We start from the raw sequence: 22,700 nt of genomic DNA, 5'->3' as shown, positions 1-22,700 counted from the left end.
GGACTCTAAGGCGATTTAAGCCCTAGAGCCCCTTCCTTCATGCTTATTTCAGTTGATTAATGGTACCCAGAATCAGCTTGGCCGCTTCTGCTCTTGTTGCATTGGCCTGCGGGTTGAACCTATTGTGTCCGTTGCCTTGAATGAGGCCCATTTGCTTCAGTTCTGCCACTGAAGAAATTGCCCATAAAGGGATATCCTTCGAGTCGGCAAAATCAACCTTTACGCTCGCATCATCCTTTAACCCAAGCGCTCTAGCAATTAGAACGACCATCTCCGCACGCGAGATCGGAGCATTCGGCGCAAAGCGATCAACACTAACACCAGTAACAATGCCCGCCTTTACAGCTGCTTGCACGCTTCCTGCATACCAAGCATCTGATTTCACATCCTTGAATGCCTTCACATCTTCAGCGGCTTCAAGGTTCAAGGCGCGAACTAAGAGTGCTACAAATTCCGCTCGTGTCGTTTCTCCTGCAGGCTGGAACAGGCTATCACTCACACCGTTCACAATGTGCTTAGCCGCCAGTATTTGCAGCGTCCTTGCAGCCCAATGCGTAGCCGGCACATCACTAAACGTTTTGCTATATTGCAGAACTGCATATTTACTTAGATGCTGTAGCTTAACCGTCATTGTCTTCGCACTACTGTTCAATTGTCCGCCTACATACTCCCATTGTTTGGTCGTTTCATTGTAGTAGTAGATACCGAGAAGCTCTGAATCAACACCATTGGCATCATACGGTAATGTAATTTCTACGCTGCCTGTTATCTGTTTAACCTCAATTGTGCTACCGTTTGCTTTTATCAACCTCACACTAATCTCGTAAACCTGACCTGCCAATTTGATCTGCGCTGTTCCTTGAGATGAAGCACTCATGCCACCGGTTTCGATCACTGGCTTGAGCTGTACCTCAATGGTTGCACCTGCCTCATTACCGCCCTGATTTCTCAAAGCATTTAGCTGTACCTGATCAATATTAACCATCACAGCCCCTGCCTGCACTTGGAAAGGATGGTCCCCAATCTCTGTTAATGGAACGGTTGCCGTCGTCTGATTTTTCTCGAGCTTGGCTACTGCTTTACCGTTCTCTAGAGTAACTTTAGTTATGTTATCTTTATTACTACCACCAATATTGTTAATTGGTGGATTTGGCGTTTCTGTTGTATCATCACTAACGGAATTCACACTAATAATCGCTTGCTTCCCGTGGTAGGTAACGGTTATCTGTGCTGTTCCTTTAGCCACTGCAGTAACCTTGCCGTTAATATCTACTGTCGCTATGTTTGGATGAGATGAAACATAGCTTGAAGCTGTAGTGACCGGCTGATTAACTCCACTTTCAAATACTGCATGAACGACTGTATCGTGCGTCTCTCCGACTTTTATCGTATAGCTTTCCGAGTCTAGTGTAATACCAGTCGGTTCTACCGATAAAAGATGGGTTTCCAACGGGGACAACAAAAGTGTATTCTCTGCAATTGCCGTTGTGGAGCTTATCAGGTCCTTCCAATTCCCTATTCGTTGTCCGTTGACTTGAACGTAGACACTTTTCACAACTGACGAATAGTTATCGATATTGATTAACAATCTGCCATTCTGCCAGACTGAGCGCCATTCCGTATCATAAACCGGAAGGTTCGTCGCCGCATCAATCAACACCACTTCATTTAATCCAACCTCCGCGAATAACGGAGTCACTGTTTCACGAATCTGCTTAGCAAGCGTGTTGGACGCAATTAATGTTGTATTGGAGCTGTTCATAACTTGATTACGAATAGAACCAGACAAAGCACGATCATGCTCATCAAACTTCAAGGAATTGCTTCCAGTAACGACCAGCTTGCCCCCTCGCTCCACAAATTGCTGAATGCTCACTAACGTTTCTGCATTCATATGAGACACCTCTGGAACGAATAGCACTTTGATTCCAGCCAATCCACCTTCATGTGCTTGCTTCTCAGAGACAAATCCAACCTTTAGACCGCTGTAAGAAATCGCATCATAGACTTGATTGATCGCTTCTGGATAAGGCCTGTCATATATCATCGCAGGCATTGCATACAGAATTGCTGCTTTTGCTTCGTCATCCTGGAATGCCGTGATCTCCTCTGCCAATCGATTCATATCGAGACTCACTTTACCTACGCCAGCCACTACATCAGGTCGATGTAAGATACTTCCTTTAAAGTCACTATTTGTATCGTAAGTCCGTTCCCATACCCATATGGTACTTCCTCCGCGCCCATGAATTGCTCCTTGCCACAAAACAGATTTAACGTGAGAAGCTATTACGGGAATATATTGCTCAGCGCCATCCATAATGACATGAGTTTCAGAGTTAAACACGGGTGCTTTTTTTAAGGAAGCTTGCAAATCGTAAAACTTCAATTCATTTGAAAACCCTGCTGGTCCATCGCCATAGTAGTTGGCATTGTCATTTCCATTAATCTGGCTAAATTCTGCAAACTGCTCTGGATCGACACCCCACGTCAGATTACCGATATCATTTAAGGCCCCGTTCATTACTTTAGCTTGCAAAGGAATATTAGGTGCTATTTCATGAATAATATCCGCCATCCATTTATGCCATTCAGAAAATAGCTTGTTATTAAATTTAACCCAATCATAAAAGAATGGTGTATGTGCTGGAGAAGCAGGCAGCGGAACATTAGCAAACGATACATAACTCGTATGATAAGTATTATTAAGCTGCTGAATATCTGTGTAGTTTTCCTGCAAGTACTCCTGCCATGCTGGAAGGTTGTATTCGTCCCTGTAAGATTGGTACACCGACTCGTTACTTAATGTGATGCTCTGTAGGGATGGATAATCCTTAATTAGAGGGATAAGCACGCGCAAATAATCTTCGATGATTGCCCTCGCATTCGGATTGCTAATATTATATTTAATAAAACCTGCGCTTTCGCTTTTCATTTCCGGCCACTTTTCAAGCGCCCATGACGGCATGTAATGCGGCGAAAGAAGTAGATTTACTGCAATATTATTGTCTGCTGCTTTTTGTAGCGTTTTAACAACATCATTCTTAATTGTTGATGTATCGCCTAAATAATGCTCATTATTTAAATCTACAAAACTGTTATGCTCAAAGTCTCCATTAATTAATAAATTGTCCACACTTCCTTGCTCGGTCATACTAATGTCGTCAAACCAGGCGTTTCCGATTGCATCATCAGTAAGGATGATAAACGTAAATTCTGTTTCATTCGCACCGGTCGTATACGAATACGTCACTTCGGTCCAGTCGTAAGTTCCTTCAGGAAATGACTTACGTAATACCCATCCCGGACCTCCCATAAACCATGTATTCGTTACAGCCTCCCCCTTTACCCAGGCTTTCATTTCATAATGGGTATTGGGTTTCACAGCAACAGTCTGCGAAATATTCATAAATACATTCGGACTGATTGGTGATTGTCTATTCATTCGCACAGAAGCTTGCCCCGAATGACTAACAGTACGATCTAACACTGCACTGGCTTGAACGCCTCCTGACAGATATATATTCCAATCGGAGAAGCTATCCTTCAATTTAATCACACTATTGGGTCCTATCTCCATTTGTATTGCATTAGTTCCATAATCTGCAAACTGAGTAATATCCTTTCTCACCTGTCCGAAGCCAAGGTAGCCGTTGAAAAACACAGGCCGGCGAACAACTTCATTAGATCCCGTGATCATCGTGTCGGCAATAAAGGAATTCCCTTGGATCTCCACGCTTCCATTCACATAACGGGGAGCTTGCAGCGGTGTTTTAGTTCCTTGTAAGTAGGCTTGTAAATTACTTTCAGCCTCGTTATACAGCTTATCAAGCTCATTAGCATAATAATATGCCCGGTCGAGATAGGCATTTTCTATGTCCTCTTTGCCGTATTGAATGAAATTTTTGATAACTGTAACGTTTACTTTTTCATAGTCAATTGGAATCTGCTGGGCTTCAGCTGAAGATAACAGACTTTCTAGAGCAGGAAGCTTCTGTTCTAGCACAGTTAATCGATTAAGTAGTTCATTTGGATTGCTAGAAACTCTAAGCTGCAGCGCATCCCGCTTCGAAATACCACTTGTTTCGTCGAGCACGGAAACATCAGCCGTATAATCCCCTCTCATTGGCACCGAAAGAGAAATGTCTTTTTTCCAGACAGATTGGGCTGGAATCACCACATCCTGATTCACCAGATGGAAGAAATCTGAGTTTACCTTCACCTGCAAGGGTTGATTGCTGAAATTAGGCACATAAATCGCAAAAGGGTTTTCATCGTCAGCTGCAAAGCCTCTGTTTCCTTCAATAGAGACTATCCATTTATCTTCTTCCGATACAAGCTGAAGTTCCGCCATTTCATTGGGATTTTTACCACGTCCAATGGCCGAAGTCCATTCAATCCACCCTCTTCTCCCATCGCCGTCGTTATCATTAACAAGCATTGTGAATGGGATACTGTCTCCTACCGATGGTTTTGTGTCGAATATCGCCAGCCAAGGGAGCTTGGCTTCATAAATTGTCTCATCGTTTATTCGTTTAACCTGATAAGTTACAGAACTTTTATCCATAGTGGCGCTGCCTGAGGCATATCTCCAAATCTGCGGCTGCCCCTCGTATAATGAAAAAGCGTATTCAGGACCATATACTCCATCCTGACTGAAGGCGATTTGCACACTGTCCCCAACCCACATGGCTTCATTTGGAACAGAATAGTGCACATTGTCCTTTACCTTTACAGTCATATAGAAAAAATTATCATCGTAAGCAAACTTGGCATTGGCAGACAAATCACTTTCGCCGCCCCACCCTGGGAGCACGACTTGCTTTTGAATATTGGATGGAAGCTTTATGCCTGTATAGCTAGACCATTCGTCGGGATTTCCATCTACCTGTATATTGTTAGCCTTCAATATTGGAGCTTTTCTTCCTTCACCGAGCTTATTTTTGTACAATTCCAAATCCAGAATGCTCTCGCCGGTAATTCCGGTTCCAATCACATATTGAAAGCTGCTTACATGACTATCGAGCGAATCTATCTTTGTTGCATACGCTTTTATTGTCATCGTTTTTGTAATGGAAATAGGCTGCGCATAAACCAGCTTTGTTGCTGAGGTGCGTGGATCGCTCCCGTCCGTTGTATAATAGATTTCCGTTCCAGCAATCCTGCTGTGTAATTGTACTTCCGTACCTACAAGAACCTCTCCCGCTTGCTGATTGGAAGTAACATCAGGTAGACGCTTCTTTTCAAAGCCACCATTCTGAATCAGATTTTCCGTTGTTCCTGCTTCAACCATTGAAATATCGTCGAACCAAATATGATCTGTAATATTTTCAAGACCGATTCTAAAAGTAAAGGTTGTTTCTGCACTACCTGTTGTATAAGAAATCGTTTCCTTTTTCCAATTATAAGTATCCTGATTGTCTGCAACATACTTCCGTAAGTTCCACCCAGGGCCTCCACCAAACCATACCGTCGAAGCGTTATCCGCTTTGACCCAGACACTGAGTTCATAGGTTGTATTCGGCTTCACCTGAACCTCTTGAAAGGCGTTATAGAATACATTTGGCGTAACCGGAGTCCGGTTGTATAGACGTAATGAATAGCTGCCTTCATGAACCGTACTCTTGTCCAGTGTATAGTCCGCTTGCGCGCTACCCCCGAATCCCCAGTCTGGTATATCATGATCCGTCAACTCCTCTGCCGCAGCAACCCCAGCAGTTAACCCTGGAAACGTACTAAATCCAGAAAAGAAAACGCTTACAATCAAGCAAATGACTAATAATCTTTTAACCATTATGATTGCCTCCTTAAATCTATTGTATATGCTGTTAAAGCATCAGCATTATTGCACTTAATGGCTCCACTTCAACACTTAATTGTCCTTGCTCCGAAAATCTCTTCTGAATCATTTGGCTACCATCAACACTTGTTATGATATCCGTCGTTGTTCCCGCTCGTTCTTCCGAGAAAATGACTCCACTTTGACGATTAGGAGTGTAGTTCACAATGAGCTGTGCCAATTGATCGCCAGAGCTTCTCCATAAACTTGTCAACAATGACGGATTGTTCAACTGATGTCCATCCTGCATGTATATGGTTTCAATTTGTTCACACAGCAATGCCAATGGTTTCTCCATACGGCCAAATACAAGATAAGGCTTAGCAAAGCCTGTTCTCCATCCATTCAGATTGTGAATGAGATTCATGATATGGTCTTGATCAGGAAGGGATTCCGTCCATTCTGTACCCCAATCCCAATGAATATTTCCATGTTCTCTCAGAACAACTGTCATCATATCACCAGCGTTAAACGAGTAAGCTGTACGCCAAAGGATATTGTTCGGAGACCGGTTAAGGTCAATAGAAGAACCGACCGTATTCTGATTTCCCATAAAATTGTTTACATACTCATGATAGACAAATTGATAGAGGGGAATCGGGGTTCCGACCCACAAATTAATGTTAAATCGCATATCATTAAACAATAAATCTGGAATGAAGGGCTCCGCCGCTGCCGCTTCACAGCCAATCAACACTTTACGACCTGATTCCTCAACCAATTCTCGTAAATGCTGATACAAATGAATCATAGCTTCCTTCTGCCATTTGCCAGGTCCCGGTGGGTGACCGTGCTTTTCGTTAAAACATAAATAGGATAGGCCACCTAGGTTTTGATCGAAATATTGAATGTAGTCGCATCCGCTATCGAGAATATGCTTCACTTCATTCGATACCGTTTTCGTTACAAAATCGTTTGTCGGGCACATATCGTACCCCCATCGTTGTCCGCCGCCACAAATCAATGAAAATGGTATTTCCCCTTCAGGTGGGGCACACATAATTTCCTTTAAATTTTCCGCTTCCAATTGTGCCTGTTTGTTATATTCAGGAACCAACAAGCTTTCATTGGTCCATGCAATGCCACTACCATATAAACCTACAAGATGTCCTTCTTCATGCATCTGATCCACAAAGTGCTTGAATATCTCTTCTCCTCCGAATGGCGGCCAAACATAGGGTGGTGCCCATGGCGCAGTGCCTTCCCAATGCATAAGTAATGCCATGACTTTACTGTCAAAAGCCTTTGATAATCTCTTTAGGTCAGGGATGGCATTGCTGTAAGGGAAATATTCATTGGGGTCCATATTCCCAACATCCTTCGTCCCTCGAACAGGATAGGTTACGATAACAGGCGAGTCTAGCAGCCATTGTGGAATATCCGGATTGTGCTCAAGCTTTGGTGCTTTACGAGCAGTAGATGACTGATACCAATCTCTATACAGGCTTGCGGCATCACACCAATCTCCTTGAAACACACCAAGCACCATGGGATAATTCATCCTGTAAGTTCCTCGCCCAAATCCTTCAGCAAACAACCGAAATTGCAATCTTACCCCATCGTCATATTCCCTAAACTCGATGGACTTCACATTGGCTTGTTCATCATGAGCCCCAATGTATAATCCGCCTTGTTCATTGTAATAGGCCATAAATTGTGTAGGACAAGGCCCTGGATAAATGCCTTCCCAGCCTCTACTTGGATAGCCTGTTTCCTTATATTTCAACCAGCCCTGCTCTCTAATTGTCACATCTTCAATTAATGCCCCTTCCATTGCGGGCCATACAATCTTTGATGAACCGCCTGTTGCCGTCAGATCATTCGGCACAACAATATCAGGGAAATCAATCCATTCGATGATTAGATCACTCTGATTAACGACGGACAAATTCCAATATATCAATGCATCGTTATACGGACAGTTGACTTTCACTTCGACATCTATCTCATAGATTCCAAGCTGCTTGTAGTAGAAATTTATTTCTTCGCTTAATTTTCCAGAATATGATTGTTTTGCATCCAATGCAGTAAGATCTATTGCCTTGCCCTCTCTGTCCCGAAACCGAATCGTAAACAAAGGGCGGCCTTTATCGCCATTCTTAATAAATTCACGGTTATTACTAATCAATGATAGAATCGATCCGGTATTCTCATTCAGGTGCAGCTCATATTTTTTTCCGATAATTCGCAAAACAATCTTCCTTTCTATTAGCCAAATACTTATCCTTTAATACCAGAGTTAACAAAACCATCCACCATATATCTTTGTCCGATTATGAAAATAACAACGCTCGGTACAACGAACATAACGACTGCAGCATATAAGATCTGATCAAGCTTAATACCGGGATTGCCAGGCATCACATAGCCGATCTGTATCAGAGCAGTAACTAATGGATATTTGTCTTCTTGCAGAAACATATAGGGTGTCAGATAGTCTCCGCCCCAACTGTTGTTAAACGCCATAATCGAGGTTGTTATTAATACTGGTATAGATATAGGAAGAAAAATCCTAAATAGAATGCTTAAAGATGAGCAGCCATCGATACGTGCAGCATCCTCCAAATCTTTGGGAATACCCGCAAAAAATTGACGATACAAGAAGATAAAAAATGCATTACCTCCCAATCCCCACAATACCCAAGGGAGAAAACTATTTAATAAACCAAATTTATTAAACAAAACATAGGTTGGAATTTGAGCAATAATCCCTGGAAGCATAATGGTAGAGATGACGATAAAAAACAATATCGTTTTCCCTTTGGCCTTCTTTCTTGCAAATGCATATCCAACAATAGCACTAATGAACGATTGTAATATAACGGTAATTCCCGTAATAATGACTGAGTTAACTAGATATTTTCCGAATGGGATTAGCTCTACCGCCGATTTGAAATTCTCAAAGCGAAAATTTGTAGGAAAGAAAGCAAACGTTGTATTGATCGGCTGTAAAGAATTTATTGCCAGCGCCAAAAGAGGAAAAGCAAATATGAATCCTAAAACGGGAAGAAAAAAATAAAGTAGACCCCGGGAAAGCTTGCTTGGTTGTAGTGCAGATTGTTTTATCATTTCATTTACCCCTGATCAACTTCATAGTGTACCCAGTACTTACTCGAATAGAAAACAATAATGCTTAGAAGCACAATGGCCACAAACAACAGCCAAAGCATCGCCAAGCCGTACCCATATCTCTGAAAAGCAAAAATTTGTTGAAAAGCATGGATTGAATATAAGTAATTAGGACGAAGAGGTGTTGCCAGCAAATTAGTAGTATTAGAAGATAAAACAATGGGCTGAATGAAAATTTGCAACGAGCTGATAATGCTCATAATAATATTAAAGAAAAGGACTGGCGTCATCAGTGGAACCGTTATATTCATTACGCGTTGAAACGGTTTTGCTCCGTCAATGGAAGCAGATTCATACAGCTCTTGAGAAATCCCCTTTAATCCTGCAAGATAGATGAGCAACCCGCCTCCGCTACCCCAAGCTAGCAGAATGAGTAGAGAGATCGATATATTATCGTAGCCTAACCAATTGACCGGGGCTATGCCTACAAAGTCCAATATTTGGTTAAGAATGCCACCATCCTTAGTAAAGATAACCCGCCAAATAATGCCTGTTACCATGATTGGGAGAATCGTTGGTAAGTAAAAAATAGAGCTATAAATCCCGACGCCCTTAACCTTGTAATTTAACATTAATGCAAGCATAAACCCTATTATTGTTGTTAACGGGACATTAATTACTGTAATTAGTAAAGTACGCGTTAGTGAATAGACCGCATCGTTATCTGCAAATACTCTGCGATAATTGTTAAAGCCTACATTTCTAAGCGTATCTATATTTAATCCGGTAAAGTTAGTAAAGCTTAAATACAATCCATAAAGAAGTGGAAACAAGGTTAGGAATAGAAAAACAATAAACCAGGGCGAGATCAAAGCATAAAATTCTAATTGTTCTTTCGTTCTCTGACTATATCTGAAAAGCTTCATGCTTTAACGCTCCTTAATTCATTACCATTACCGTTGAGAGCTATGTTAGCCCCCAACGGGCATCTGGCAACTATTGCTTATTTAACGCCTGCAATTTCTTTACCCTCTTGAATTAACAAATTCGCATCTGTATTCATTTTTTCTAGAGCAGATTCCAATGTGTCCTTGTCAAAATAGACCGGAACAATCAGCTTTTCGAATATCTTCTGCATACCTTGCGCAGAAATGAAGTTATTAAATTTTAATGGTTGAAGATGCTTAAGCTCATTTTGTACGACTTCATAGCTTTGTTTCTCAAAATCATTATTCTGAGGCAAAAGAGCCATCTTGGAATTAAATATTGGCAATCCATTACCGCTCTTTGCACGGTCATCCGCTGGTTTACCTCCGAAATACCATTCAAATACTTCCCAGGCTTCTTTCGGGTGCTTCGTTTTACTGTAGATAATGCCACCTGTAGCAGCACCTGTCGCAGAAATTTGGGTTCCGCCAGCCATTACTGGTGTAGGCATTAATGCAAAGTCACTTAGATGATCCTTCGACTTCTCGTTCTCCTTAAAAAAATTCGAGAGGAAATATCCAGCCATGATCATGCCTACTTTACTGTCAGAGAATAAGATAGGTGACCATTCTACGGCTGGATTTAGCGGACTTTGTCCATAGCCAGCTTTTACAGCATCGACCCATTGCTTTAAGATGGCGATGGCTTCAGGACTGTTGAAGTTCGCCTTCCCTTGTTCATCGAATAAAGACTTGCCTTGCTGCTGCAGTTGCAGAATCAACGTCTCTTGAGTTGGCGTTATGTCACCTGCACCGCCATAGCCAAGAAAATTAAGAAAGCCATGCTGCGTTATTTTATCGCCATCTTTTTTCGTCAGCTTGCCAGCATAATCAAATATTTGATCCCACGTTAAAGGCTCTGTTGCGCTTGGAAGCGGAATTCCGGCCTCTTGAAATAGTTTTTTGTTATAAAAGATCGTGAAATCCGGCGACCAATCCTTAGGAACACCATACATGTCTCCTTGTCCTTGGGTAGTGCCGTTAAATTTAAATACATCAACGATAGGCAGTAAATCATCTTTCTTGAAAACTTCACTGCTTTCAAAATAACTTGTCAAATTTAATGCCAATCCTCGTAGCACGTAAGAGGGAAGCTCATTAGCTCCAGTTACACGAATAATATCAGGAGCATTGTTAGCGGCCACCATCGCCATCAGCTTGTTATAATCCGCATCTACACGCTCCACCTTAATGTTCGGATGGCTGTCATTAAATTCCTGAATTTGTTCTTTAGTTAACTCACCGTCACCCATTTGAACCCGTATGGTAACGACTTCCTTTGATTGCGATGGATCAGCTGACTGTGTAGAAGTAGCGTCTGTCGAATTTGGACTTGTCGCCTTGTTCGAGCTACATGCAGACAAAGCACTGCTGAGAACAACCATTGAAGAAAGTAATATAATACTAGTCTTTTTCCCCATCATCTTTGTTATATCCCCTTTATTCTATTGTCCTGCTTGAACAATGCGCATGTTCTACCTTAATTATATGGAGTCCAGAATAGCGTCACAATCAAGCAATCTTACGATTTATTCGGAGATATTATGAGGATTGTGGGGAATACTAATGGTAACTATTGTCCCTTTCATCAATTCACTTGAGATTTCCATCTCAGATTCATTGTGGTAATACAATTTGAGCCGTCGATAAACATTTCGCATACCTACGCCACTTGAACCTTTGCGAACATCCGTCAACGATAAGGGCAATTCACCTTGATTGCCTTGCTGCCATGAGTGCTTTATCTTATTAAGCTGCTCTTTTTCTATCCCTATCCCATTATCCTTAACCTCTATAACTAGACTTTTCTCCTGCATTGTAATATAAACCTGAATAATTCCCCTTCGGTTTAATTCCGCAAAGCCATGTTGAATAGCATTTTCTACGATTGGTTGTAGAATAAATTTCAATACTGGGGCATCTAGTGTTCTCTCATCCACGAACCATTCAACTGTAAATCGATCTCGGAAACGAATTTCTTGTATTTTTACGTAGTTTTTAACATGTCCTATCTCAGTAGCCAGAATGACTAATTCGGTTTCAAGATCGGTGCAATATCTGAAAATATCTGCCAGAGCTGAAACCATTGTACTTACATCTGTAGCACCATAGCGGGCAGATCTCATATTGATCGCCTCAAGCACGTTATATAAAAAGTGAGGATTAATTTGCTGCTGTAGCATATACAGCTCTGCTTTAGTCTTTAATGCAATCAATTCCTGTTCTCGAAGCTTGTTGCTCGCATTTTCTTCCATTACTTTCATATTTTCCGTAACCAATTGATTGATTCGAATAGCCATTTCATTATAGCTTCTTATCAATTGACCTATTTCGTCATTAGCAGTTGGTGATAATTTCACATCATTGGACCAAAGCTGAAAATTTTCCATACGATTACGCAGCCGTTCCATTGGCTTGTGGATATAATAAGCAAATACCCAAGCAATCACGAAAATAAGAACACCAAGACCGGCGACAACGACTAGATACCGATAAGACATTTCACGAATTTTTGAAATTATGCCCTCAACAGGCTGAAATATATAAAAATTCCACTGTAATTCATCCATATAACCGCTTTGAATAGTCTGGTGTACATCCTCCACTAATTGAATAGGCATTGAAGTAATAGTGGTCGTTTTTGAAAGTATTTTCTCTTCTTTGGTTTTTTTTACCTTTTCGTAGTATTCCTTCTGTATGTCAGTTTGAAATAATAAATCTCCAGCTTTATCGGTTAATATCATATTTACATTATTCATGAACATAAAGGAACCAAAAGCGGATTCTTTAAAAAATATTTGTAAATACCCTCTATTGCCGCCCTGATGCTCTGAATCTCCTTCAATAAGAGGCACCTTTTTAACCAATGACAAATTCTTACGCTTGAATATATCAAGAGAATTAGGTAGCCAAAATACAGTTTGATTCGTTAACTCGTTGAACTGTTGGGTGTCCAGCTGTAATTTATTTAGTAAATTGGGGTTGCTGGCGAATATCGAAGAATACAAAGCTGTCCCTTGATTGTTGTACAATACATAATAGGATATATCCTCTATTTTTCGATTTAAGGAATAATAGGTTTCCGGCATTTTGGGTTCTCTGGGCAATACACCTGATCGATGATAATACTGCTGAATACCACTGTTCACCGCTAGCAAACTAATCATTTTTTCGTACGAATCCGCCTTTAATTGAAGCCCCTTTATTGTTTGTTGAATCCCTCTACTAGATGTTTCACTGAGCCGTTGCTCAGAATAACTGTACATGAATTGTGAGTAGAATAGGGAAGATAGAATGGCGGGGATAAACACGGTCACGTAAAATATGAGCAGCATTTTCCCTCGCATTTGCAAAGATGGAAATATCCATTTTGATATTGATTGTTTTTGAATGATTTTTAGAGGGAACAGCTTTGTTTGTTGCTTTAATCTGTTGGATAGTGCCTTTAGTGGGTATAAAGTATAAAACGCAAGGAAATAAGTAATCACCACGACAACAATTAACGATATAATTGACAAAATGACATAGTTTTGCAGCAAGTGCCGTTCCGCAACACTATTACTTATTGTATGGGTCGTGTAAACTAACTTAAAATTAGAAGGATTCATTTCCTTAGACCGGTTAGAGTAATTGCTACTGTGACCGGGAATACTAAATGTTCCAGAGTCCACTTTACGAGATTCTAATGTAATTTGATTGATTAACATTGCATCTGTCGCGGTTGTCCATAACATATTCCCTTTTTGGTCTAGCATTGTAATGAATCCATCAGAATCTCGGCTTTCTGGAATGATGCTTTTAATAAAATCTGGATGTAAGGTTATGATAATATTGGCTTCAGCGCTTCCAACTCCTAATGAACCACTGCTAATCATAAATTTCTGTTCTAAACGATCCTCTACAAAACTTTTAATCCCATTGTACTGCTTACTTGGAAGACGGGTTGCTAACTTATTCAAGTTCCCTGTTAACTCCCCCTTTTTATAATAAGTAAGAACACCGCTGTCATTAATAAGCTGTGAGTACACCCCCAAATTTTCCAATTCATCAATATTCGGAAGTGAGATATTTTCCCACTCTTTGTCCCCTATTTTTTTAGAAAACTGTTTTTGATAGCTGTATTTACCAAGAAAATAAACATGATCGATAATCGAACTTGAAATAATGATTTCATTTAATCTATCATTTAATTTCTTGCGTTGTTGATTTGCATCAGTGCTATCCTTAAGGCCCCAATAATTAACAACATAATCAACAAAATCTGCCCCTTGCAGACTTGTTGATAGCGCATACATATCGTTGATCACCATATTTACACTTTGATAAATCTTTAAGAACTCTGAATCCTGCGTGCGCTGTATAATATCCTCGCCGATTTCTTGTGAATTTCTGTATGCAATTAACGTAAACATAAACTGAGTAATTATGCTTAAGAGCACTGCAATCGTAATAACTCGAAACTGTAGTCCCCATTGTGTGCTCATACTTTTTATCATCGTTATTCTGCGCCCCTTTGCGTTAATGGCGATAGTCAATCGTTCCCTATTTCCTACTAGAGGACAAAAATACTCATAAACTAATATATGGAAGAGGTGGCCTATTTACAATCCTTTATCTAACGATTTCTTCGGTTTTTTTACGATATTCGATAATATTGCTTATTAAGAAAGGTTATTGATATCGACAAGCGCAAGCAACAAAAAAAGCCGCTTTCGCGACTTTCTTCTAGTTTGTGTGCTAGTTTGCGTGTACAGTCATCTATATCATTATCTCAAAAAACCGTGCTTGGTACCTTTTAGGGAAATGAACTGTCAAGCTGCCTTTAACTTCATTAAAGTGAAATTTGGTTTGCGTATCGTTTACTGGATAAAGCTGGCGGACCTTTGCTGCTTTTCCCGCAAAGTAACTAGCAAGTGGCAGCTCTTGGTAGGCATCCGCACTATCTAAGCGCCAAACAGCCAAAGTAATTCGCTTCTCATCAGGAGATACAAGACCTGCACTTGCCCAGCGATCATCATCACCAATCGGGTTAAATCCTAATGGCCAAATCGGATGAGAATTGCGAATATGGGCCCTTTCCAATTTATAAAGAGCTACTCCTTCTTGAATTAAGGCTTTGTTAAATTCATCAGCAATGTTAAGATGACCCGATAAGTAAAGATTGCCGCACATCCCATTGACCAAATTAAAGATCGTTTGTTCGCCATCACTCATTTTGTTTTGATAATTTAATTCATAGATCAAGTTTGGATTCTCTGCATTTTTATCTTCATGAGTTAAAGGATAAGGGTATGCCCAAATACCTGCTTGCTCAGGAAGAATGGCCGCTAAAGAGCCTGTGACAATGGACGGATATTTCCCATAGGATTCTTGGTCACTTGTACTTTGCAGATGAAACCTGGACAATATTCCATAATCCTGTCGCATCCCACCTGAACCACAATTTTCTAAGATAAGCCGCGGAAATCGAGCTCGCACCTGATCAATAAAATTATAAAATGAACGAGTGTGCTCCAATAATCCTGATGCAGCAGAACCACTAATGTTATCCGTCCCAATGCCAATACAGGCATTATAATCATTCTTAATATAGCCAAAGCCATCTGTATGCAAACGTTCGATGACACCCATCATATGAGCAATCACCATCGGGTTTCTGAAATCAAGAAAGCATCTCGATCCGCCACCAACGCGTGCACCATTGCGCATTAGAAACCAGTCATCAGGTTTGTTAGCAAGTTTAGCATCACTACCGCATACTTCCATCTCAATCCACAGTCCCGGAATCATACCTTTATTCCGAATATACGCAGCCATTCCTTGTAGGCCTATTTCATCAAAACGATCCAAACTCGGCTGCCAATCACCTAAGCTAGATGCCCAATAAACACCGCGTCCAGTAAACCATCCAGCATCCATACAGAATACTTCTGAGCCTGCTTCGGCAGCAGCATCAATTAATGGAGTCAGCTTCTCGATAGTGGCATCTGCCCATAATGTGTTCATATAGTCGTTATAAACAACTGGGCATTCCCCTTCCCAAGCATTCTCAGGTTTAAGGCTACCACGTCGATAAGCAGTCAACTCACGTATTGCATTCTGAAAGTCACCTTTACAACAGCCCATTGCGACAGGCACAGAGCTAAAGCTCTCTCCAGGCATTAGTTGGTGAGTCCAACCGCCACCAAAACGTTCGCTTGCTCCATCTGCCTGAATATAAACCCCGCCGCCGTTTACTGCTCCTTGATGACCAATTTCCAGATGCCAAAGACTAGAAGTCTCCAATTGAACATACCAGACTTCACTGGTTTCAAGATCTTCAACCACTAACATAGGTAAATGACGACTTGTACTCCAGCTTCCTACAGAACTGAAATGGATCGATGAACCTGTATAATGCAATGAAGTTGGATAAAGCCCTAACTGCTCCAGTTCTTCACAACGCCATTGCCCTTCACCATTCCATGTTTGCATTGCATAATGCACTTTGATTTTATGCTTATTATACCAAGGTCGGATTCCTCCTCCCCCAATACCCGGTAAACATCCGGAAGATAAATGAGTTAATACAACTGGTTTATCGCTTTCGTTGCGAACGGTAGTCACCGTGCGTAAAATGGAAGCATTCGGGATCTTTTCCATATCAACACTTACTGTGAGACCTATAGCTTCATGGCGATATTCAAACAATAAATGCTCATCTGTATCTTCTTGACGAATCATCTTCATTTCCTTAGGCAACTCAGAATACCCCGAAAGAGTCCCCTCCATTGTGCCATAGGGATATCCAGCAACACCCAATTGAAAACCAGGATGTTGGGGGATTGCTGTTCTCTCTCTTGTGCTTGCGTAAAAAGCTGCTGGCCAGAAATCACCTTTATTCTTATCATACTGTAATTTCGTTTGAAGATGTTCGATTAACATAGCTTCTCACCCTTTGCTCATTGAATATACGGAAGCGTTAAATTCACTCCTTTTTATCATTTCAAACCTTTGTACAAAACTAATCCTAGCAAAAGACAGCCCTCAGTTGAATGAAGGAAATCACAGAATACATATCGTATTTTCAGTTTATATAATCATTTTTTAGGTATTGTGTTGGCGAATATCCCGTTACCTTCTTAAACATTCTGCTAAAATAAAATGGATTAACAAAACCCAATTTCTCACCTACTTGCGAAATATTCAGTCTACCACTTTTTAGTAGTTCAGTAGATTTCTCAATTCTCAAACGAAGGTGGTACTCAAGAATACTTAACCCAGTTTTGTGCTTAAATACTTCACATAAATAATTGTAATTCATCTGCATTACGGAGGTAATATGTTCACCTGTGATTTTGGTTTCGCTGTTTGCCTCGAGAATATCGATTATTTTTAATACAGTTATATCTGTCTTAGAATAGGCTTTATTGGATTCCGATTTCTGCAGCAGGTACATAAATAACTCGAAGGTATGAATGCTAAGCAAGACATGGCGCAGACCATCTTTGGAACGATTAATTCTATTAAGCTCAGCCAGCTTACGATCAAAATGACTGTCATTTGAAATATCTATCTTTTTGGGCAATTTCATGACTGCTTGATAAGCCTCTAAAGTAACCATATTAGTCCCTTTGCCAAGTAGTGAAAGCTGGGTGCGTTCCAAATGTTCGGCAGTGCTACGTGGGTCCTCATAAAAATGAATGTAAAACCATTGCGATCCCGGATGATTATTGGGCTGCCCCCAATGACGAATATCCTTTTTGAGGAATAATGCTTGGCCTTTTTCGAGAATATATTCCTCTTCATCCTCATAAAGCTTCAGCTGTCCTTCGAGTACAAAAAGAAAGAGATGATAATCCATTATTCGATCAGGGTGTGCCCAATTGGTAAAAGGAACTCCGTATTCTCCAACATCTCTGACCAATGGCAGCTTGTCACCACTCAACCATATCTCATGCACGATTTAATCACCTTTTATTTATGGCATCCAATATCCCCTATGTGCGCCCCTTCGCGCTAATGGCGATAGTCGTTAGGAAGCTTTCCTGTAACACGTTTGAATATTTCGGAGAAGTAACCGGGATTCGTGTAACCAACCATTTCACTTATTTCATAAATTTTATACTTTGGGTCTTTAAGAAGGTTAATGGCTTGATCAACCCGGTACTGGGTTACATAGTGAGAGAAATTCTGTCCAGTTACACTCTTATATAAGAAACTGAGATAGTTGGGGCTAACATGAACATTCTCAGCAACTTCCGTTAACGTGATCGAACGCATGTAGTTCTGGTGAATATAATCCTTCGCACTTTCAATGACTATATTGTCATTGGAGTTCAATTCAATCTCACTATCTGTATTTGCAGCTTGAATTCGATCCTGAGCCTTCTCATTTCCTACCTGCTCTATATCTGAACCTTGATTATCATTCTCCTCAGAATAACAAGCTACAAAGGAGACGTTATCCCCCTCATTTTCATTTTGTAGCATTTTTTCCGCTTTCCTTCTAGAAACTGGAACAGATATCACTTTGTCCACTACTTGTCCGACACCGATAGATAGGGTCGAAAGAAACAATCCACGAAAACGTGTTAAGCTTTTATTTAATTGCTCCATCTCCTTGATAATCATCTCTAGATGGATGTCGCCACAGCTTAACAAATAACAATTCCCGTTGATCGGGTCCACATAATGATAGTTAATGCCTACCCGATCCCACAATTCAGAAAGTACATTCTCAAGAGCAAATAAAATGAGATTCCATTCATTAGGCAAATAGCTTTGTCTATTTTTCACCTTTGCATCAAGCTGAATAACCGAAACAAGATAGCCGGTTTCGCTCAAGAGAACCTCGCCTTCCGATGCACTTTCCATAATTTCAGCTTCAGATAGCTCTTCAAACATTAATCCTTTGAGAAAGTGACGTCTTAATTTCAAAGCGGATAGATGGGCTCTGCGTTCTATAACTAATAGCTTCTCCTGATGTTGCTTTTCTTGATTTAACAAATCCACTGCCTTCGTAAAGGTTATCGCTAATTCGTCAAATTTAGTAGGTTTTAGCAAATAATCAGATACCCCGTTACGCATGCATGCTCTCGCATATTCAAAGTCATCATATCCCGATAAAATAACAATTTTAACAAAGGGATATTGAGTGCTTATTTTATTAGATAACTCCAGTCCATCCATAAACGGCATCCGAATATCGGATAATACAATGTCAATTGGAACCTGTATCATATATTCCAATGCTTCTAAGCCATGCCGAAAACTACCCACTAGCTGAATACCTAGAGCAGTCCAATCTAAATTCTCCAGCCCTTCACGGACTTCAGTCTCATCATCAACAATTATTAATTTATACATTGTAATTCGTCACACTCCATGATGGGATAAATTAGAATCACAATGAAACACGGCTAGATATACTCTTAATCAATGATAACTAAGGGAGGGCAATTTACAATCATTCTATCTTACGATTTATTCGGTTTTTTTACTGACTCCGTCATCTAGTGCGCACATCCCTTTAAGCTATAAGTATAAACAGCTTTCGCTTCTTATAAATACTGACTAACTAAAAAATCCCCTCCAAGCTCACTCGTTCCTCATGACAACATAAGGATTTTTCCGAGTATCTGCTTAAAGGGGATATTATTATTCTTTTACTGAAAGAAACTCTTACACATTCTTATACGATTCCCAGCTTCGTTTCTTTGATCGAGCCCGTATAGCCCTCAGGCAACCGGATTTGAGCAACTACCCCTTCCGGATAAGACACATTGAGCTCCATAGTCTGATTACTTTCATCAGTGGTCCATGAGACATCAATTCGCCCACCTGCCGGATGCGGAACACTACCCTTCGCCCATGTGAGTCCACTTGGTACAGGTGCGATCTCAACTTCAGTCCAGCCCGTCGTCAAGCTTCTCACGCCAAGCACCTCACGTCCTAAGAAATAAGCCGGAGCAGACGACCAAGCATGACAGTGGCTACGCGTTAGCATATCCGGATTAGCCCGATTCTCGAGGAAATTCGGATATTGCTCCCAGCACGTTGTTGCGCCATGACGGATCATCGTTCCATAGTGATGACGAATATCGTCCAAAATGAGACGAACCTCTCCAAGCTTAGCCAGTGCCTCATAATAGAAGAAGGACATAAATGGACTGCCGATTTGCACAAACTCCTTAGGAGGTTGAATCAGATAAGCGTCGATAATTTGCTTGCGCTCACCCTCAACGACACCCGTGAGTGAAGCAACGACCTGCGAATGTATGCTTAGGCTGTCAGAACGACGACCATCTACATGAATGCAATCGATATAGGCTTTCTTTTCATCATCCCAAAGCTGCTCATTAATTGCGTTAGCAAGATTGTTAGCCGCTTGTTCAAATTTCGCAGCGCCTTCTTTATCCTTTGCAACGATTCCCATCTGCGCAGCAACGCGTAGCGTTTTAACCAAGAACATATTCTGATGCGTGACGATACCATCGTTCGGCTGGTCGATCGGCGACCAATCTAGCAGGTTCCAGCCTTTTACATTAAACAAGCCACTGTCATCAATCTTAAGTAAATAATGCCCCATCGTATACTGAATAGAGTCGTACATCTCTACCGCGAACGCTTCATCCCCAGTCTGCTCGTAATATTCCGCACAAGCGATTGCCCAGAAGAACGTCCAGTTCGGAATGACACTGCTCCATCCACTCGGTACTTGGTTTACAAAGAGCGGCGATTGATGCTTGGAGCCAGGAACGAGTCGTAAGCAACGCTTTAGAATATCCTGAACCCCATACACGTAATTGCTTACGAGCGCTTCGTTGCGACTATCTCCAACCCAGAATGTTTGTTCATACGCTGGACAATCGACGAAAGTGTCTTCCATACAAAGCTTTGTCGTATGACGGCTAATTTCCCAAATGTCATTCATCAGTGTGTCAGAGCATTCGAATCGCCCGACTTGAGCCATGGGATAGTTGCTTTGAATGAAGGTCACGCCGTAAATTCGCACCGGTTTTGTTGCCCCGCGCACCGTCAACGCCAAGTAGCGGAAGCCACGGCGGATAGGCGTCTCATACACCTGTCGACCTCCATGACATACGTAGCGAAGCGTATGATCCAGGTCGAACGTATCCTGACGATATTCTCCGGACATATACTCGAAGCCATACCAATCGAGTACTGTTCCCGCTTCTGCTTCCACTTCGAATGACAGATACCCGGAATATTCCTTACCTAGATCGAACAGCACTTCAGTATCGTAGCCTTCAAACACTGGCACAACACCTGCATCCGGATTTGGAATGATTGCGTTCTGAAGCTGCGCAGGAACCGCAAACTTTACGTTCTCTTTACGCCAAACACTTAGTGCGAACACATCGGCCTCAGACACATACTTTGGGTCGATTGGGCTTAACCATTCTTCGTATCGCCCCAAGTCCTCTGGTCTCTTAAGCTCGCCAAGTAATTTAACGTACACGGGATGTGCCCATTCAAGCTCTCGGGAGGGCTGGTGGTCAATTGAGATAATAGAATCGAATGGACCGATCCGGAAAAAGGTAGATTCAGAATGGGCAGCCAGCTGCTCTAATGGCGCTGCGAATTGCAACTCCCCGCACGCTTCCCCATAAACTCCCAAATCCATCTTACCTGCATGGATGTTGCCAGACACATCGATGACGAGCATGTTATCTCCTTCGTTCAGGTTAACGTCCGTATAAAGCTCTGGCATTGTTCCATAAAACCGGTCTAGGGGGATTTCTTCACCGTTTAGGGATAGCGTACGAAGGCATTGTCCCGACTGCAGAAAGCCTATTGTAGCTACACCCGCACATTGGGCACGAATCGAAGTCACAACAAATCCAGTAAAATGAATCCCATTTGCATGCTCTTCACTGCCATCATTCAACGCATTCCGAACATCAAGCGCTGTCGTTATGTGGAATGATTTCACCTTCGCCAACGACTCAACGCGAACAGGGTATACTGTTTCATCCGTCAGCATAGGGATGTCCCGAGGCTTTAGTGTTGTCCACGGCTCCATACCGACTGAGCCGAGAACAATCGCATTCGACCATGACGCCGTATTATTGTAGCTTTGCTCCACCCATGATGAATCCCATGCAGTAGCGTCTACATACTCAGAAAATCCTTGCTGAACAGACATCCGCGGTGCACGTGTATGCTGTCCAAGATGACGCGAATTGAGCCAAGTGTCGTCAGTCGCGACGATAACATTACCATCCGAATCGTTGAGCTCAGCTAACAAACCTCCCCGTCCCCGAAGGTAGTAGAACGTCGACAATCCGAAATGTAGGACGAGCACAGCAATTGTATTTTCTTCCCCATATTTAATAAGATGGCTGACTTCGTAAGTATCATAAGATTGCTCGAACGGCCATGAGCGAACCGGTCCTCGGCCGAGTCTCGTTCCATTTATATATAGAACATAACGTGAATCAGCCGTAATTCGTAAGGAAGCCCCTGGGCGAGAATCGGTAGCCGCCGGAACGTCGAACGTTTTACGGAAGCATCTCCATTCATTCCGAGGGCTTTCCTCTCCTTCTCCCCATATCCACTTGGCTTGCCAATTAGCAGTCATCATTGTTTGTGTCCCACCTATTCATTTGAATTACTTCTATTGTAAAAAATATAGAAAGATATGTTATGGGTTTATCGCGACATTGTATAGTTTTATTGAGACATAAAGGGGTTCAATTAGTTATAGTTTCCCCCACTGAACACGAGACTCCAGTTTGAATGGGAAGATTAGTCGGTTCTCAGCGGCTCAGCTCATCAACACACGGTTTTCCACCATTTAG

10 protein-coding genes are annotated in these 22,700 nt (G+C 41.5%); all 10 read right to left on the bottom strand.

Annotated features, from left to right (window positions below):
• Window positions 1-43: 43 nt before the first annotated feature.
• Window positions 44-5,794, bottom strand: a complete 5,751-nt coding sequence (locus KCTCHS21_RS04920; protein WP_130605502.1) for an S-layer homology domain-containing protein — start codon at window positions 5,792-5,794, stop codon at window positions 44-46.
• 34 nt (window positions 5,795-5,828) lie between these two features.
• Window positions 5,829-8,030, bottom strand: coding sequence for a DUF6259 domain-containing protein (locus KCTCHS21_RS04915; protein WP_130605500.1), 2,202 nt, complete (start codon window positions 8,028-8,030; stop codon window positions 5,829-5,831).
• Window positions 8,031-8,059: 29 nt separating this feature from the next.
• Window positions 8,060-8,908 (bottom strand): carbohydrate ABC transporter permease, encoded by an 849-nt coding sequence (locus KCTCHS21_RS04910; RefSeq protein ID WP_130605498.1) that lies wholly within the window; start codon window positions 8,906-8,908, stop codon window positions 8,060-8,062.
• A gap of 5 nt (window positions 8,909-8,913) precedes the next feature.
• A complete protein-coding gene (locus KCTCHS21_RS04905; RefSeq protein ID WP_130605496.1) occupies window positions 8,914-9,834 on the bottom strand; it encodes a carbohydrate ABC transporter permease in 921 nt (306 codons plus the stop codon).
• A gap of 77 nt (window positions 9,835-9,911) precedes the next feature.
• Window positions 9,912-11,318: an extracellular solute-binding protein gene (locus KCTCHS21_RS04900; protein ID WP_130605494.1), complete on the bottom strand. Its 1,407-nt coding sequence runs from the start codon at window positions 11,316-11,318 to the stop codon at window positions 9,912-9,914.
• Between the two features lie 105 nt (window positions 11,319-11,423).
• Complete coding sequence (locus tag KCTCHS21_RS04895) at window positions 11,424-14,390, bottom strand: sensor histidine kinase (RefSeq protein ID WP_130605492.1); 2,967 nt, start codon at window positions 14,388-14,390, stop codon at window positions 11,424-11,426.
• Window positions 14,391-14,652: 262 nt separating this feature from the next.
• Window positions 14,653-16,818, bottom strand: a complete 2,166-nt coding sequence (locus KCTCHS21_RS04890; RefSeq protein ID WP_130605490.1) for a glycoside hydrolase family 36 protein — start codon at window positions 16,816-16,818, stop codon at window positions 14,653-14,655.
• Between the two features lie 142 nt (window positions 16,819-16,960).
• The gene (locus KCTCHS21_RS04885) at window positions 16,961-17,836 is read right to left on the bottom strand and encodes a helix-turn-helix domain-containing protein (protein ID WP_130605488.1); all 876 of its coding nucleotides are present in this window, start codon (window positions 17,834-17,836) and stop codon (window positions 16,961-16,963) included.
• Between the two features lie 56 nt (window positions 17,837-17,892).
• Complete coding sequence (locus KCTCHS21_RS04880; protein ID WP_130605486.1) at window positions 17,893-19,242, bottom strand: response regulator transcription factor; 1,350 nt, start codon at window positions 19,240-19,242, stop codon at window positions 17,893-17,895.
• 325 nt (window positions 19,243-19,567) lie between these two features.
• Window positions 19,568-22,483, bottom strand: coding sequence for a family 78 glycoside hydrolase catalytic domain (locus KCTCHS21_RS04875; RefSeq protein WP_232058079.1), 2,916 nt, complete (start codon window positions 22,481-22,483; stop codon window positions 19,568-19,570).
• Between the last annotated feature and the right edge of the window lie 217 nt (window positions 22,484-22,700).

Origin of the sequence: Cohnella abietis (genome assembly GCF_004295585.1) — a bacterium.
Classification (GTDB): Bacteria; Bacillota; Bacilli; order Paenibacillales; family Paenibacillaceae; genus Cohnella; species Cohnella abietis.
Note: the sequence above shows the minus strand (reverse complement) of the source record. Positions and strands in the feature narration are given on the sequence as shown.

What these genes read in the sequence shown, in the direction of transcription:
- KCTCHS21_RS04920 (WP_130605502.1), bottom strand. Translation starts at nt 5,794, where the DNA reads ATGGTTAAAAGATTATTAGTCATTTGCTTGATTGTAAGCGTTTTCTTT.
- KCTCHS21_RS04910 (WP_130605498.1), bottom strand. Translation starts at nt 8,908, where the DNA reads ATGATAAAACAATCTGCACTACAACCAAGCAAGCTTTCCCGGGGTCTA.
- KCTCHS21_RS04905 (WP_130605496.1), bottom strand. Translation starts at nt 9,834, where the DNA reads ATGAAGCTTTTCAGATATAGTCAGAGAACGAAAGAACAATTAGAATTT.
- KCTCHS21_RS04900 (WP_130605494.1), bottom strand. Translation starts at nt 11,318, where the DNA reads ATGATGGGGAAAAAGACTAGTATTATATTACTTTCTTCAATGGTTGTT.
- KCTCHS21_RS04895 (WP_130605492.1), bottom strand. Translation starts at nt 14,390, where the DNA reads ATGATAAAAAGTATGAGCACACAATGGGGACTACAGTTTCGAGTTATT.
- KCTCHS21_RS04890 (WP_130605490.1), bottom strand. Translation starts at nt 16,818, where the DNA reads ATGTTAATCGAACATCTTCAAACGAAATTACAGTATGATAAGAATAAA.
- KCTCHS21_RS04880 (WP_130605486.1), bottom strand. Translation starts at nt 19,242, where the DNA reads ATGTATAAATTAATAATTGTTGATGATGAGACTGAAGTCCGTGAAGGG.
- KCTCHS21_RS04875 (WP_232058079.1), bottom strand. Translation starts at nt 22,483, where the DNA reads ATGATGACTGCTAATTGGCAAGCCAAGTGGATATGGGGAGAAGGAGAG.